The organism is Nocardia sp. (assembly GCF_025465275.1).
Taxonomy (GTDB): Bacteria; Actinomycetota; Actinomycetes; order Mycobacteriales; family Mycobacteriaceae; genus Nocardia.
In genome coordinates this window covers 1-15,219 of sequence record NZ_JAODNK010000198.1, presented here as the reverse complement: position 1 = coordinate 15,219, position 15,219 = coordinate 1, and the positions used below count along the sequence as shown (strand labels likewise).

General features: G+C 65.7%; 16 protein-coding genes, 1 tRNA gene and 1 pseudogene. 6 read left to right on the top strand and 12 right to left on the bottom strand.

What is annotated here, in order from left to right; translation table 11 throughout:
• Positions 1–56: 56 nt before the first annotated feature.
• Positions 57–127, bottom strand: a tRNA-Gly gene (locus JWN03_RS40565).
• 419 nt (positions 128–546) lie between these two features.
• Here JWN03_RS40565 and JWN03_RS40560 point away from each other — a divergent pair.
• The 4 genes from JWN03_RS40560 to JWN03_RS40545 all read left to right on the top strand — a co-directional run bounded on the left by JWN03_RS40560 (position 547) and on the right by JWN03_RS40545 (position 5,421).
• A complete protein-coding gene (locus JWN03_RS40560) occupies positions 547–1,545 on the top strand; it encodes a GGDEF domain-containing protein (RefSeq protein ID WP_297627146.1) in 999 nt (332 codons plus the stop codon).
• A 62-nt stretch (positions 1,546–1,607) separates the two neighbouring features.
• Entirely contained in the window at positions 1,608–2,444 is an 837-nt protein-coding gene (locus JWN03_RS40555) for a DUF1542 domain-containing protein (RefSeq protein WP_297627144.1), read from the top strand.
• Between the two features lie 339 nt (positions 2,445–2,783).
• Positions 2,784–4,133, top strand: a complete 1,350-nt coding sequence (locus tag JWN03_RS40550) for a phosphatase PAP2 family protein (RefSeq protein WP_297627152.1) — start codon at positions 2,784–2,786, stop codon at positions 4,131–4,133.
• A gap of 10 nt (positions 4,134–4,143) precedes the next feature.
• The gene (locus JWN03_RS40545) at positions 4,144–5,421 is read left to right on the top strand and encodes a glycosyltransferase 87 family protein (RefSeq protein ID WP_297627141.1); all 1,278 of its coding nucleotides are present in this window, start codon (positions 4,144–4,146) and stop codon (positions 5,419–5,421) included.
• A gap of 56 nt (positions 5,422–5,477) precedes the next feature.
• Here the strand turns inward: JWN03_RS40545 and JWN03_RS40540 are convergent, their stop codons facing one another.
• From JWN03_RS40540 to JWN03_RS40510, 7 genes are all read right to left on the bottom strand, one after another.
• Positions 5,478–5,852, bottom strand: a complete 375-nt coding sequence (locus JWN03_RS40540) for a DUF427 domain-containing protein (RefSeq protein WP_297627137.1) — start codon at positions 5,850–5,852, stop codon at positions 5,478–5,480.
• A gap of 114 nt (positions 5,853–5,966) precedes the next feature.
• Positions 5,967–6,782: an alpha/beta fold hydrolase gene (locus JWN03_RS40535; RefSeq protein ID WP_297627134.1), complete on the bottom strand. Its 816-nt coding sequence runs from the start codon at positions 6,780–6,782 to the stop codon at positions 5,967–5,969.
• Between the two features lie 82 nt (positions 6,783–6,864).
• The gene (locus tag JWN03_RS40530; protein ID WP_441343153.1) at positions 6,865–7,284 is read right to left on the bottom strand and encodes an arsenate-mycothiol transferase ArsC; all 420 of its coding nucleotides are present in this window, start codon (positions 7,282–7,284) and stop codon (positions 6,865–6,867) included.
• Positions 7,281–8,372, bottom strand: coding sequence for an ACR3 family arsenite efflux transporter (gene arsB / locus JWN03_RS40525; RefSeq protein WP_441343154.1), 1,092 nt, complete (start codon positions 8,370–8,372; stop codon positions 7,281–7,283). The genes JWN03_RS40530 and arsB overlap by 4 nt, the downstream gene beginning before the upstream one ends.
• A 2-nt stretch (positions 8,373–8,374) precedes the next feature.
• Complete coding sequence (locus JWN03_RS40520; protein ID WP_297627129.1) at positions 8,375–8,758, bottom strand: ArsR/SmtB family transcription factor; 384 nt, start codon at positions 8,756–8,758, stop codon at positions 8,375–8,377.
• Between the two features lie 80 nt (positions 8,759–8,838).
• A complete protein-coding gene (gene arsM, locus JWN03_RS40515; RefSeq protein ID WP_297627126.1) occupies positions 8,839–9,618 on the bottom strand; it encodes an arsenite methyltransferase in 780 nt (259 codons plus the stop codon).
• 31 nt (positions 9,619–9,649) lie between these two features.
• Positions 9,650–10,177: an ArsI/CadI family heavy metal resistance metalloenzyme gene (locus tag JWN03_RS40510; RefSeq protein WP_297627124.1), complete on the bottom strand. Its 528-nt coding sequence runs from the start codon at positions 10,175–10,177 to the stop codon at positions 9,650–9,652.
• Between the two features lie 97 nt (positions 10,178–10,274).
• On the opposite strand from JWN03_RS40510, the gene JWN03_RS40505 reads away from it, so the two are divergent.
• Positions 10,275–10,634, top strand: a complete 360-nt coding sequence (locus JWN03_RS40505; RefSeq protein ID WP_297627123.1) for an Rv2640c family ArsR-like transcriptional regulator — start codon at positions 10,275–10,277, stop codon at positions 10,632–10,634.
• Between the two features lie 6 nt (positions 10,635–10,640).
• On the opposite strand, the gene JWN03_RS40500 is transcribed toward JWN03_RS40505, so the two are convergent.
• Together JWN03_RS40500 and JWN03_RS40495 are read right to left on the bottom strand one after the other, a co-directional pair.
• A complete protein-coding gene (locus JWN03_RS40500) occupies positions 10,641–11,183 on the bottom strand; it encodes a DinB family protein (RefSeq protein WP_297627120.1) in 543 nt (180 codons plus the stop codon).
• Positions 11,184–11,597: 414 nt separating this feature from the next.
• Positions 11,598–12,254 (bottom strand): TetR/AcrR family transcriptional regulator, encoded by a 657-nt coding sequence (locus JWN03_RS40495; protein ID WP_297627114.1) that lies wholly within the window; start codon positions 12,252–12,254, stop codon positions 11,598–11,600.
• A 90-nt stretch (positions 12,255–12,344) separates the two neighbouring features.
• Between JWN03_RS40495 and JWN03_RS40490 the strand changes: the two genes are divergently transcribed.
• Positions 12,345–13,847, top strand: a complete 1,503-nt coding sequence (locus JWN03_RS40490; protein ID WP_297627112.1) for an MFS transporter — start codon at positions 12,345–12,347, stop codon at positions 13,845–13,847.
• 65 nt (positions 13,848–13,912) lie between these two features.
• Here JWN03_RS40490 and JWN03_RS40485 read toward each other — a convergent pair whose 3' ends face one another.
• Together JWN03_RS40485 and JWN03_RS40480 are read right to left on the bottom strand one after the other, a co-directional pair.
• Positions 13,913–14,431 (bottom strand): hypothetical protein, encoded by a 519-nt coding sequence (locus JWN03_RS40485; RefSeq protein ID WP_297627109.1) that lies wholly within the window; start codon positions 14,429–14,431, stop codon positions 13,913–13,915.
• Positions 14,432–14,813: 382 nt separating this feature from the next.
• A pseudogene (locus JWN03_RS40480) lies at positions 14,814–15,119 on the bottom strand (Fpg/Nei family DNA glycosylase); the annotation flags it as partial.
• Between the last annotated feature and the right edge of the window lie 100 nt (positions 15,120–15,219).

Sequence of the window (15,219 nt, the reverse complement as noted above, 5' to 3'; positions counted from 1 at the left end):
CTGCGCTACACCCCGTGACCTGTTCGGCCGAGGCCGAGGCTCCCAGCAGGGAGAAGAGCGGGTGACGGGAATCGAACCCGCGCTATCAGCTTGGAAGGCTGAAGTTCTACCATTGAACTACACCCGCGTACCGCGCACCGGAAGCCCGGTGCGGCATGCGTTGAGCACTCTACCGAACCTCGCTCCGCCAATGCCAATCGGGCCGTATCCGCCCACGTTGCTGCCGGTCGTGCCGGAGCCTTCGGCGCGTCGCGGAGACTCGCGGAAATTGGGTGTAACGCCTAGTGTGCGAAAGCGATCAGACATCCGATCGCCATTCGCGAGGCACCGGGAACCCGTTCGGAAACAGGGTCTTTCGATGCCGGGTGGCTTGCTCGGATCCTTTTTGTCCGGACGGGGGTATCTGGAAAGGGGGCGGTGAGCGTGCACCATACATGCCGACCGCGAGTTAGTGAGTTCGATTCGAAGGGCACGACGGGCGCAGGCAGCGCCCGCGTCATCGGCTTCGCCGCTGGCACAGACGTCACGTTCGCCGGGTGAGCGCGCATGCCCATCCGACTCGACAGCCGAACCAGCACGATCGTCAGGGCCACCATCCGGGAATGGGTGCGGGCAGTGCACCCGAGCGGCACCACCGTGCCGGCACTCGGCCCGGAGGAAGTGGAACGTATTTTCACCCGCATCATCGGTGAACTGCTGGAACTAGCCGGATCCGAACCGTTTCCGGTCCCCGCGGCCCGCGCCATCGGCCGCCGGCTCGCGGAATCACCGTTCGACCGCACCCGCATGCTCGCACCGGCCAGCCGGGCCCTGCTGGGTCTCGCACCCGGCGAACCAGGATCACTGATCGCCACCCGCTGGCCGTTCATCGCCAGTCAGGCCATCGACAGTTATGCCGAAGCCCTGCAGCAGCGGGCGCTGGCGCAGCAGGAACGCAGCCTCTCGGAGGCGGTGTCGGTGCGGGTGCAGGAAATCGCGGCATTGCAGACCAGGCTGCGGCACGAGGCCACGCACGATGCGCTCACCGATCTGGCCAATCGCTCGCTGCTCAAGGAACGGGTGCGCTTGATGGCCACCGATCCGATGCGCGGGGTGGGGTTGCTGCTCATCGATCTGGACGACTTCAAGCAGATCAATGACGGCTACGGACATTCGGTCGGCGACGAGGTGCTGGTCACCATCGCACAGCGGCTGCGCGCCACCTGCCCGCCCGAAACGGTGATCTCCCGCTACGGCGGCGACGAATTCGTGGTCGCACTGCCCGCACGCCGCAATGCGCTGGGTGAGCTGGCCATGCGGGTGCTCGCGGCGCTGTGTGAGCCCGTCTACACGGCGGCCGGTCCGGTCCCGGCGTCGGCGAGCGTCGGTACTGCCTTCTGCCCGCCCGGCCGCGACTGCGACTTCCCGAATCTGCTGCGCAGCGCCGACCGTGCCATGTACTCGGCGAAGACCGCGGGCAAGCGACAGTTCGCGGTGTCCGAACTCGACCCCGAGGAGGTCGATTCAGACGCCCCGGGTCCACGATTCGCCGCCGTCGCAGGCTGAGACAGTCCTGCCACAGCGCGCGTAGCAATTGACCGGCAATCGCTGCGCGTAGGGTGGTGGACGTGGCTACGGTTGTCGTTCTGCTCCTCGTCATGGTCGTCGTTCTGCTGGCGGTACTGGTCGTCAATCGCGGCCGAGTGTCCCGCGCGAATACCCAACTCGCCGATGCCAAAGCCGATGCGCGGCGGGTCATCGAACGGCTCGGCGGACAGGTCTACAACCTGACCGGATCCGACGATCCCTCCCGCCAGGCCCTGGCCGACGCCGGTGAGCGATTCAATGCCGCGGGCTCGCAGATCGAGCAGGCCACCACCCTCGCCCAAGCGCGCCTGGCGAAAGAGACCGCGCTGGAAGGGCTCTACTACGTGAGCGCCGCCCGCTCCGCCATGGGCATGGACCCCGGCCCCGCGGTCCCCGAACTCGACGGCCAGCGCAGCGCGGGCAAGGTCACCGAAGCCCGCACCGTCGCGTACGACGGCCGCAGCATCGAAGCCTCCCCCGCCCCCTCGGACCAGACCCCCAACTACTACCCCGGCGGCCGAGTCGCAGGCCGCCCCGTCCCCGCCGGCTGGTACTCCGAACCCTGGTGGCGCACAGCCCTCGTCGCAGGCGCCTGGGGCGTCGGCTCGGTCCTGCTCTTCGACGCCCTCTTCACCGGCATGTCCGGCGTCGACTACAACGCCGCCGCCTTCGAAAACGGCTACGGCGACGGCTACCAAGCCGGCCTGGACGCGGGCGACACCAACACCGGCGACCCCTCCGGCTACGACAACAGTGGTGACGACCCCGGCTACGCCGACGCCGGCAATATCGACCCCCGATCCGACCTCGGCGGAAGCGATTTCGGCGACTACGGCGATTTCGGCGGCATGGACAGCTTCGACGGCGGCGGCTTCTAACCCACCGTTCCTCCCGCAACCGCTGCCATCCCCGCGAGTACATTCGGAGGCAGTCGACCACCTCTCGTATGTCGAGTCGATGCCGGATTTGAATCACCTCGATGAGAGCTGCGTCACCACACCGGTCCGCGATCGGGCGAGTGCGGGTCCGCTCGAGCCGTTCGACGGCGGGCAATAGTCACTGCGGGGCTAAGCGGGCCGACTCCGATGAGCCTTCCAGCAGGGGTTGCGGGAGGGATGCTGGACAACTGCCCGTAACCGGAAGTTGTGCCTCCGTTTAACCTGTGTTATCGATTTACAGTGCTGGTCGACCATGAGGTGAAAGTTTCCGGCTCGTCGCTGTCCGGCGACGGGGTCGGTTCTCGGCTCATACCTGCTGCCGGACTGATCGCGGCGGCGGTGCTGCTGGTGGTCGTTCAGGTGTGGGCCTCGACGCACGGGGTCATGGGTCCACTGCGCAGTCTGCTCGACGATTACCTGGGCAATCCGCAGTCGGCGGCCGTGTCCTGGGCGGGGCTGGGGCTGGCCTGCGTCGGCGTTCGCGCGCGCGCGCGGATCGTCAGCCTGGCCGCGGCGGCGGTCTTGGATCTGCTGACGCTGGGTTTGCAGGTGGTGTGCGGATGGCATGTGTCGATCGGCACCGGCCCGACGCTGGCCCTGACCGCATTGACGGTGACGGCATGCCGCTGGCGGGGCCGGCAACGGCGTACGGCATTGCACGCGATCGCATTCGGCGTCCTGCTGATCATGGCCTCGAAGGTCGCGGACACCTGGCTGATGGTCAGCATCATCGCGGGTCCGCAGGTGCTCGATCAATATGTTCAGCTCGCCGATCGGGCGCTGGGAGAACCGGCCTGGCTGGTCGGCCGAATGCTCGAAGCGCTCGGCCCCATACCGTCGCATGTGCTGCATGTGGTGTACATCCAGCTGCCGGTAGCGGCGATGGTGGTCGCGGTGTGGCAGCTGCGCAATGTGACAACCAGTCCGTGGCCGCAGCACAGCCTGCTGCGCACCTTCCTGGCGCTGGGCGTGATCGGCCCGATCGGCTATGTGCTCTTTCCCGTGGTCGGCCCAGTTTTCGCCTACGGTCCACTGGGCCATGGGCTGCAATTGGGTAACTGGCCGGATGCACTGCCCGCCTTGACATACGCGCCGAAACCGATGCTGTTCGATTCGGTCACCGCCCGCAATTGCATGCCGTCGATGCATACCGCCTGGGCGACAGCGCTGTTCATCCACTCCCGCTCCGCGCCGCGGTGGCTGCGCTGGGCCGGTGCGCTGTGGCTGGTGTGCACGCTGCTCGCGACGCTCGGCTTCGGCTACCACTACGGCAGCGATCTGGTGGCCGGTGTGGTCCTGTGCCTGACGGTGGAGTCGGTGCTGCGCGACCCGGACAGCGGCTGGCACCGCAATCGCGTGCGCATCGTGTCGCTCGGTGTCGTGGCACTCGCCGGGCTGCTGCTGTCCTACAGATTCCTGGCCGTGACCATGGCCGAGTATCCGGTGCCCGCCGGGTTTGCCGTGCTGGGCGTGCTGGCTACCGTTTCGCTCGTGTTCTACGCGACCTGGTTCGCCTCGGCCGGGAGCCGTTTGGCGCACTGGGGCGGTCGGGGTGGGACAGACTCCAGCCATCTACTAGCCACTCCCGCAATGCAATCCGGACAACTCGCGCGAAAGCCGAAAGGTTAGTGTCTGCCTGATGATCACGATGCGGACGGGGCAGCGAAGCTTGCTGCGCAAACCTAAGTCCGACGGCCGAAGGTACATTCCCGTTGTTCCGATCGTGGTCGGAGTTCTGCTATCGGTGGGCCTGACACTTCTCTTCACGGCGCTGCACGGCTTTCTGGACCTGCAGGTCTATCGAGTCGGCACGCTGGGCTGGCTGCATCACGGCGGACTGTACGGCCCGACCCTGCCGGTGCGCGGCCATACCGATCTACCGTTCACCTACCCCCCGTCCGCGGCGCTATTGATGATTCCGTTGGCGGTGGTGCCGCTCTGGCTGGCCGAACTGCTGGTAACGGCAAGTTCGCTGGCCTGTCTCACCACGACCCTGTGGCTGGTGCTGTCCCGGGTTCGACCGGATCTGGAACTGCGCACCAAAGCCGTGCTGACGGGGACCGCGGTCGCCACCATGCTCGCGATCGAACCCGTCCGGACCACCATGTGGTTCGGGCAGATCAATCTTGTCCTCATGGCAGCGGTTGCCCTCGACTGTTTGACCGTGAAGCCCCGCTGGCCGCGCGGAGTGCTCATCGGCATCGCGGCGGTGACAAAACTGACTCCTGCGGCATTCATCCTGTACTTCCTGATCCGCAAGGAGTGGAAGGCCGCGGGCACGGCGGCGGCGACCGCCGCGGCAGTGGTGGGGTCCGGATTCCTGCTGTTCCCCAAGGAATCGCGCCAGTATTGGTTCCACGCCGTCAGCGATACCAATCGCATCGGCTCGCCCGATTATGTGGGCAACCAGTCCATCAAGGGCACGGTCTTCCGGCTCGGCCTGACCCATTCTGCCGCCACCGCGGTATGGCTCGGCCTCGGCCTGGCCGTCGTCTGCGCGGGAGTGGTGCTGATGCATCACCTCTTCACCGTCGAGAAGGCGGCCGCCGGGGTCGCCGAACCCACGACCCCCGTCACCGTGCTCTCGGTCACCGCGCTGTTGGTGAATGCCGCAGTGCTGCTGCTGATCTCACCGGTGTCCTGGACCCACCACTGGGTATGGGTCGCCCCCGCCCTGGTCACGGCGGCGGCATGGACGACCAGCAACCCGCGCTACGCCGTCATCGCCGGGTTCGCCACCCTGTTCATGATCGGCCCGGGACTGGTACCCAACGGGAAACACCGCGAACTCAATTGGGCCTGGTGGCAACATCTTCCGGGCGACGCCTACATCGTCGCCACCGTCGCCCTGCTCGCGGTCGGCCTCTGGCAATTATTCAAACTGCGCTTCCGAATGGTGACGAAAACCCCGCAGTAGCAAGGATTACTGCGGCAGGCATCCTGGCGCCGCAGATCCGAAGCGCTGCGTGACTGTCAGTCTCCGACTACGACTTCCACCCGATCGGTGTAGAAGGCGACGTGGTCGGCGATGGCTGCGACGGACTCGTACGGCGCGCGGTAGGACCACACCGCGTCGGTCAGGTCGCCGTCGGCGAGGACGACGCTGTAGTAGGACGCGTCGCCCTTGTACGGGCAGTACGTCTGGGTGGCGCTGGCCGCGAGCAAAGCCGGGTCGACATCCTCGATCGGGATGTATTGGACCGGAGGGTAATTCGCCTCCCGCAAGGTCAAGGCCCTGGTGGAATCGGCGATGAGGTGCCCGCCGACGCGCGCTGTCACGCGCTGACCCGTCTTCTCGACGGTGATCGGGTGGTCTGGTCCGGGGATCTTGGGTTCCCGTGCGGTCATGGCTTCTCCTGCTCGTAGCGGTGACTGAAACCGGCACTCAGTTCGAACCCGCCGGGCACCTCCCCCATTCCTGGTGGTCGTGCCCAGTGAGTTCGCTGTCCGGTCCCGGTTCCATCAAGCGACGTCGGAGGTTGCGGTGATCCCGCGTGCAGCGTCGGCAACGGCGCGGAAATCCTTCTTCAGGATCGCATCGTGGTTGCTGGCGACTTTCGCGCTGATTTCGATGTTCGGGTTGCGGACAATCACCGCGTCGAGACTGGCGCGAATGAGTTCCTGCTCATCACCTTTACTTCCGAAGGACGTCCCCGAAGCGACCACGTACCGCGTCGGGACGGTGATCTTGTCCAGCACGGGGCCCAGATTGCTCTTGCGGGCCACCTTGCCCAGTTCGATATTGCAGTCCGCCATCTGCCCGGCGTTCAAACGCGGGGTCAGGCCCGTCGGACGCAGCAGCGGCGCGAACCAGCCGATCCGCTTGAACAGCTTCCGGATCTGCTGCTCCATGGCGTCGTCAAGCCAGTCGTGCGGCTGGGCGCCATCGACCAGCACCGCACCTATGGCACGGTCCGGATTGCGGCTGGTCCAGTGCGCCGCGACGAACGCCCCATAGGACCAGCCCACCACCAGCACCCGGTCCACACCCCTGGCCGCAAGCACCGCATCGACGTCGCGAACACAAGCTTCGAACGAGTAGTCGGCCGACTCCTTCGATTTCTTGCCACGGGCCCGCTCGTCGAAGGTGATGTGCCGGAAGCCGGGGCCGAGGTCCTCGACGACCCTATTCCAGTACCCCTGAGTGGCGAACTGGCCGTTGAGGTAGATCACGGGGATGCCGGAACCGCCGGTGTCGGTGACGGCCAGGGCCGTGTCCTCGACCGTGACCATGCCGGTCCAGATCGAGTCGGTCGAGTTGTTCGCTGTGTTTTGCATAGGACTACTGTCGCCAACCCGGCTGATACCGACCTGATCTCAACCTGACGCGCCCACTGACACGGCTGAGGGCGAATCGTGTTCAGCCGTTGGGGAGATCCAGTTCGGTGAGCAGCTGCTGGACGCGGGCGGCGATATCGTCGCGGACCAGGCGCATGCGTTCGATGCCGTCGATGCCACGTTCGGAGGGTTCGTCGGTGTCCCAGTTGATGATTCGCACGCCGCCGACAGGTTCGATGTGCGCCTCACGACCGAGCGTGACGATGAGATCGACCGAACGCAGCAGCTGCGGGTCTATGGGCTTGGGTGATTCTTCGCGGATGTCCACCCCGGCTTCCAGCAACGACTGCACCGAGAGGGCATTGAGACTCCCGCCGGGAGCTGTTCCCGCGGAATGGACTTCGACGCGTCCGTGTGCGGCGGCGCGCATCAGTCCCGCGGCCATCTGCGACTTTCCGCCGTTTTTGACACAGACGAACAGTACGGAAGGTGTGGTAGTCACCGCTGCGGTGTCCTTTCCTCGATAGCGGTAGTGGTGCGGAATCGGCTGCGCAGGGCCAGCGAGACATAGACCAGGCCGACCAGAACCGGAACCTCGATCAGCGGCCCGACGACCCCGGCGAGGGCTTGACCGGAAGTCGCTCCGTAAGTGGCGATCGCGACGGCAATGGCGAGCTCGAAGTTGTTGCCCGCAGCGGTAAATGCCAGCGTGGTGGTGCGCGCATAACCCAGGCCCATGAGCGCACCGAGGAGATAGCCGCCGCCCCACATGATCGCGAAGTACGCCAGCAGCGGCACCGCGATCCGCACCACATCCAACGGGTGGGAGGTGATCTGATTACCCTGCAGGGCAAATAGAATGACGATCGTGAACAGCAGCCCGTACAGCGCCCACGGTCCGATGCGTGGCAGGAACTTCGCCTCGTACCAGTCGCGGCCCTTCGCGCGTTCACCGAAGCGGCGGGTCAGAAAGCCTGCCAGCAAAGGGATTCCGAGGAAGATCAGCACCGATTTCGCGATCTGCCACGGCGAGGTGGTGATGGCGGTCTGCTCGAGGCCGAGCCACCCGGGCAGCACCGAGAGGTAGAACCAGCCGAGTACGGCGAACATGATCACCTGGAACACCGAATTCAGTGCCACGAGCACCGCGGCGGCCTCGCGGTCGCCGCAGGCCAGGTCGTTCCAGATGATGACCATCGCGATGCAGCGCGCGAGGCCGACGATAATGAGCCCGGTGCGGTACTCGGGCAGGTCCGGCAGGAAGATCCAGGCCAGCGCGAACATCAGGGCCGGCCCGAGAACCCAGTTCAGCAGCAGCGAACCCAGCAGCAGGCGCCGATCACCGGTGACGGAGTCGAGGCGGTCGTAGCGCACCTTCGCCAGCACCGGGTACATCATGATCAGCAGCCCGATCGCGATCGGCAATGAGATCCCGTCGATCTCGACAGCGCTGAGCGCATCTCCCAGGCCGGGGATCAGACGTCCGAGTAGCAGTCCGGCGGCCATGGCGACACCGATCCACACCGGCAGGAACCGGTCCAGAGTCGATAGTTTGCCGACGACGCCGTGCTCGGCGGCGGTTGCTTCCACGCTCACGCGTTCACTCCTGCGATGGTGTCGCCTTTCGCGAGAAGTACATCCGAGAGTTGTTGCAGTGCAATGGGAACTACCCGGTAGTAGACCCAGGAGCCGCGCCGCTCACTGCTGAGCAGCCCGGCCTCGCGCAGCACCTTGAGGTGATGGGAGATGGTGGGCTGACCCACGTCGAACCCCTCCGACAGATCGCACACGCAGGCTTCGCCACCGGTGTGGCTGGCCACCACCGACAGCAGGCGCAACCGCACCGGATCGGACAGGGCCTTGAACGCGACCGCCAGCTCCCCGGCCGCTTCCGCGGTCAAGGGGCGGCGCACGACGGATGTGACCTCGCAGGCGGGTGAGGTCACATCCGTGAGCGGCAATTCTCGATTCGACACCAGTCGATATTGATGGATATCGAATCAGTAGGCAAACGAACATCAGACGAACGGACTCGGCCGCCGGGTGTTCGACCCGGTTATCGCGGTTTGATTGCCTTGACGATCGCCGAATGCATGCCCTCGGCCACCTCATGGGTTGCGGTGATCTCGATGCCGGTGAACCCGGCCTCCGCGAGCCCGGCACGGTATTCGGCGGAGGTCAGCGCCCCGGCGATACAACCGATATGACTCCCACGCTCCAGACGATCCTGTGGCGTCAGATGATCCTCGGCCACAACGTCGGTGACTCCGAACCTGCCGCCGGGCCGTAAGACGCGGAAGGTCTGCGCGAACACCGCCGGTTTGTCGGCCGACAGGTTGATCACGCAATTGGAGATCACCACGTCCACCGAGCCCGCCGGCAGCGGGATGTCCTCGATGGCGCCTTTGAGGAACTCGACGTTGGTGGCACCGGCCTCGCGTGTATTGGCTTGCGCGAGAGCGAGCATCTCATCGGTCATATCGAGGCCGTACGCCTTGCCTGTCGGGCCGACTCGGCGGGCGGACAGCAGCACGTCCAGGCCCGCGCCCGAACCCAGGTCCAGCACGACGTCACCGATCGACAGATCCGCGACGGCGAGGGGATTGCCGCACCCCAGGCTCGCCGCGACTGCATCAGCGGGAATCTGTTCCTGCTCGGCCGCGGAATAGAAGTCCCGACCGAACCCGGCCTCATCGAAATGCACCGCACCGCTGCCGCAGTCGGCCGGGCCGCAACCTCCGTCGTCCGAGATCTGGGCCGTCTCGACGAATTGTGTTGCCGCCGAGGCATATCTCGCGCGCACCGCTGCTCGCATCCGGTCGCGATCAGCATTCATGACGCTCTCCTGCAATCCTGGGCTGCGCGGGTCAGTCGCAGCAGTTGGCTCCGGAGGCCACGGCATCCGCCCTGGCGGTACTGCCGCAGCAGGCGTCGTCGGCAGCGGCTTCCTGAGCGGTGCCGCAGCACGGGCCCTGACCACTCTTCTGCGTGGCATCGGCAAGCGCGACTTCTGTTGTCACACCGAAGGTCTCGCTGTCGGCCAGGACGGTGTAGACCTCCCAGCGTTCGGCGTCCGGGGCGGTGACCCACACCTTGTCCTGGGTGGCGAAGCAACACGTGGTGGCGATCTGCTCCTCGGTGAACAGGCCCGCGTCCGAGAGTCGGGCGATCTCGCCGTGCACCTGGCCGGAGGTCTCGACCTCGACGCCGAGGTGGTTGATGCTGCCGCCCTGGCCGGGGTTCTCGAGCAGCACCAGCTTCAGCGGCGGTTCGGTGACGGCGAAGTTGGCGTATCCCGGCTTGCGCTTGGCCGGTTCGGTCTTGAACAGGGTCGAATAGAACGCCACTGCCTGATCGAGGTCGTCGACATTGAGGGCGAGCTGGATGCGAGACATGAGAACCTCCACTTGTGAGACATATGTCGAAGAACTTGCAGACTCAGTCTCGGTCACGACTTCGACATATGTCAAGAAGGTTAGTACAGTCGATCTCATGCCCAAGACGTTGCCCGTCATCGACATGTCCGCCCCGGTCTGCTGCTCACCCGTCGCGGCCGGACCCATCGACGACGCCGCCGCACTCGAAGTGGCCTTGCGACTCAAGGCGATCGCCGACCCGGTCCGGGTCAAGCTGATGTCCCTGCTGCTCACCCACCCGCTCGGCGAGGAAAACACGGGCGCACTGGCCGCGACAGTCGGACTGGCCGAGTCGACGCTCAGCCATCATCTGGGCCAATTGAAGAAAGCCGGACTGATCGAGTCCGAGCGGCGCGGCATGAACATTTATCACCGCGCCCGGCGGGACGCACTGTCGGCACTGTGCCTGGTCCTGGACCCCAACTGCTGTACCTGAATCACGCTACGGCCGGCGAGTTCCGGTGACTGTCAGCTGGTTTCGATGATGGTCGTAATGCTGCCCCGGGTACCGATAGACATCCGCGAGGGTCATGTACTCGTGAAAGTACGGGTCCCACCGATTCGGGTAGTGCATACCGCGAGCGAAGTCCGCATCGGTTTCCTGCCGCAAAGACCGCTGCATCGATGCGATCACCCGATCGAGTTTGGGTCCCATCCTGCGCCGGTTGTAGACCTTCGCGGCAACCCTGGAGCCGTAGAAGTTGATGACGTCGAACGGCCGCGTGGCGGCGTTCAGCAGCCCGGCGTACGCGCGACTCGGCCCAGCGGGCAGTCGCCCGAACAGGCGCACGAGAACGAGAAGGTTCTGGGCGATCATGTATCCGAACACCATGTGGAACAACAGTTCCTCGTTCGTCCACCGCGTACCGTCCGACCGAGCGGCCCACTCATCGTCACCAGTGGTGGCCAGTAGCTGATGAAAGTCTCGCCGTGCCCGTTCCAGGTCCGCGTTCAATGCTTCCCGGTCGATCTGTGGCTGTGACATCTTCCGCACCTCGATCCGGCATGCAGGACCCTGAACCGAGGCCTGATTGCCTGCATCGATCATCGCGCGACCGCGCCGATAGTCAAAGGGTCCCTGGTCTGAACTAACTGGATACCGACGCGGCCGGAAGTTCATCGGGTACTGCTTCGCCTGTACCTGACCATGCTCTCAGGCGGCGCTGGTGGGCACGCCACCCGGCCAAACGATATCGACGGGAAGATCCTTGTCCCTGGCGAGTTTTACGACCGTGCCGGTGCCGCGCTGCTCGCTGGGCTGACTGTCCCGTGCTTGCGATGTCGGCGCGCACTTGATAGGGCTCGGTCGGGATGGCTGACAGGTGGGGCACCAGAACAGGTTTCGGTCTTCCATGACCGAGTGCAGGACCCGCCGGCGATAACCAGAAGTGAGTCGGTGTCAGTCCAGTCGGCCGTAGATCAGGCGGAGGATTGCCTCGGCGAGGTCGTCGATGCCCCGAGTCACTTCGTTCCGGGGCGCCGCGGACAACTGCGAGAGCCGGCCATCGCGCATCAGCGCGACGAGAGTCGCGAGGGTTGCCGAGTCGATCCCCTCCGGTGCGAGCCCGGCCGCGCGGTCGCGGTCGATCTTGGCGGCCAGGGCGCTGGTGAATCGGGTCTGGATGGCATCGATGAATTCCGTCAGCGGCGGATAGCTGCTGTCGTAACCCTCCAGTGAGCAGACCAGGATCGTGCTGTTGTCATGCCAGATCTCGGCTGCCCCGGTGAGCTGGGCGTGCAGCAGATCCCGCTGTGGGCCGGTGGAGGGCAGCCAGACGTGGGTTTGGACGAAGCTGTCGCTCACGTCTTCCATCAGGCGCGCGAGGACTGCCTGCTTGGACGGGAAGTAGAAGTAGAAGCTGGTGCGCGAGATGTCGGTGGCGTTGGTGATGTCGTCGACGGTCAGCTTGGCCATCGGCTTCTTGGTCAGCAGGCGGCGGGTCGCGTCCAGGATCTGGGCCTCGCGCTGATCACCTTTGGACATGGTGCCGCGGCGCCGGATTCCGTCGGCCGTGCCTCGGGCCTGGTTCACCTTGGGTCCGCCCTGCTGCGCCATGACCTCACCATAGAGCGATTTCCATTCCTGTAGTGGACGTGGCGTCTATCATAATCGACACTATGTCGATTCCGGCGTAGGGTCCTGCGAATGACCTCCCCGCTCGAGCTTCGGCGTTCCTCATCGCCGACCGCGATCGTGCTGACCATGGCCAGCACCGTGTTCCTTCTGGCACTGGTCCAGACACTGCCCGTGCCCGCACTGCCGCAGATCGGTCTGCAGCTCGGCGTCTCGGCGACGACCGTCGGATGGGTGACGACCGCGACGATGCTGGCCGCCTCGGCGTTCACGCCGCTGCTCGGCCGCCTGGGCGATGTCTACGGCCACAAGCCGGTTGTGCTGGCGACACTGGTGGTGACACTGGCAGGCAGCGTGCTCGCCGCGTCGGCCCACAGCATCGACTTGCTCATCGTCGGAAGGGCTTTGCAGGGAGCCAGTTTCGGCCTGTTCCCGCTGGCGATCAGCGTGCTGCGCCATGAACTTCCGACCGAGCGCCTGACCGGGGCATTGGCCGTCACCGCCTCGACCCTGGGCGTGGGCAGCGGCGTTGCCCTGGTGGCGACGGGTCTGCTGACGCAGGGCGGCGCGGATTACCGTCGCATCTTCTGGCTGTGTGTCGTACTGACGGTGCTGGTGCTGGCGTTGGCGTTCCGCACCCTGCCGCGCCGGGCGGGCCAGGGAGGCCGCGTCGATTACGTGGGCGCAGCCGTCCTGGGCATCGGCCTGGTCTGCCTACTGCTGCCGATCTCCCAAGGACACGTATGGGGTTGGGGCAGCGCACGAGTGATCGGGCTGTTCGTGGCCGCGGCGGTCGTGCTGGCAGGATTCCTGCTACTGCAGTCGAAGCTGCGCGAGCCGCTGGTGGCGACGTCGCTGCTGGCGCACCGCCCGGTCGCGATGACCAACCTGGCCAGCTTCTGCGTCGGATTCGCGATGTTCAGCGTGTTCCTGGGCGCGACCTACTTCGTGGCGACGCCGCGAGCACTGGCGGGGTTCGGCTTCGATGCCTCGGTGCTTCGTACCAGCGTGGCCTTCATGCTGCCGGGTGCGGTGGCCTCGGTGCTGATGGGTCCGATCGCGGGGCGCCTGGTCGGGCGGATCGGCGCTCGCTATGTGCTGCTGCTCGCCAGCGTCATCGGCCTGTGCGCCCTGACAGCCCTGGCGCTGCTCCATACGACGAGCGTGGAAGTTGTTGTCGCACTGGTCATCGCGAATGCCGCGATCGCGATCGCCTACTCCGCCATGCCCGCACTGCTCGTCGCCAGTGTGGCACCGCACGAGACCGGAATCGCCAACTCGATCAACTCGATCATGCGCACGGTGGGCGGCGCCATCGGCAGCGCGCTGGTCGTCACGATCCTCACCAGCGACACCCTGGGCCACACCCTTCCCAACGGTGCGGTCGTGGCACTGCCGGCCGAAGGCGCCTACCGCATCGCATTCCTCACCGGTGCGGCCTTCTTCGCACTGGCCGCACTACTGGCCGGATTCGGCCTGGGCCACACCGGCAGGCGCCTGACCCAGCAGGAAGTCGAAGAGGACACCGCCTTGGCGAGCGCCGGTGAATTCGCCACGGCGTCGACCAGCCTCTGACCAGAAGCCCGCTGTGTAGCAGTGCCACAAGGCATTCGGGGTGTCAGTTCTCCGGACAGTGCGGACTAACGACTCGAACCGCTGGTCGCCGCACCGAGCAGCCCGGCCAGGACACTCCGCGCCAGCCCGCTCGGCAGGCCATCGCTCGAGCCGGCCGCGAAGCCACCGGCGGAGCCGGTCAGGTATCCACGCCCCGGCCCGCTGGTCGAGCCGGTGGCGGTGCCGGGCAGATCATTGCCCAGCTCGCCGAGGGCGCAGCTGGCGAGTCCACCTCCGGAACCGCTGGCCAGCCCGGAGACAATCCCGGTGACCAGTCCACTGGCGGAACCGCTCTGGGGCCCGGCGGAAGATCCGGCGAGGTAGCCGGTCGCCAAACCGGTGACCGAGCCGGTGGCCGCCGATCTGGCCCACCCGCTGAGAAAACTCTGCGCGCAGGCCTCGCCAGGCGGCAGGGCCGCAACGGTAGTGGTGTCAGCCGGGGGCGCGCTCGCGTCGTCCACTGAAAGCGGCTCGGCCGCAGCGGATCCAGCACCAATGGCAAGTGCGATGCCGATGAAACCGGTGATCAGAAGGTTGTTTCGCATGGAATAGCTGCTCTCGTGTGGGGATGTTCCACCTCGGTGATCACCAACGAGCGCATCGTTGTGCACGCAGCACCTCGACCGGCACCGCAAAACCTCTCGCACCAGCGGGAACTCGAGCCACCAGAGATCACCTGGGCATGTGACCAATTTAGGTAGACAGGCACGCCACCGTCTATCGAAAAAAACCCGCAGATTAAATCCCTACCGGAACCGCGGATCAAGCCACCCGGAGACGGAAGCTAGCGTCGTGCGGAACCGATTGGACTGCAACATGATCGACGAATGCGCCCATTGCCCTGGCGCAAGACCAGCGTCCGACGCCCTCGGGCACGCGGCGCCATCGCCTCCAGCGGGGGCGAGCTCGTCCAACCGGGACCGGAATTCACCTCGGCCGACAGCTGGGGCACCAGAAGAGATTTCGGCCTTCCATAACCGTGTTGCCGCGGAGGCGGCAGGGGTCGCCGGCGCGGCAGTAGACGCAGGTGCGGCCGGCGGCGCAGGAGGGGGCGCCGTGATCATGTTCGGGTCGGACCACGACCATGACACCCACCTTCATCAGGTCGACGAGGTCGGACCAGATCGCTTGCTACTCTTCATAAGTGAGCTGAACACTGGGACGGTCGGGCGAAATACCTTGGCGGAAAAGGATTTCCGCGCGGTGGGCGTTGCCGACGCCGGTTAGCATTGAATCAGTTCACCCCATCTGACCTGCAATAACAGTGCAACAGACTTTTCAGTGGCCGACTCGATCAGCGCGGTCAGCGGCATGAGCGTGCTGATCGAGTCGG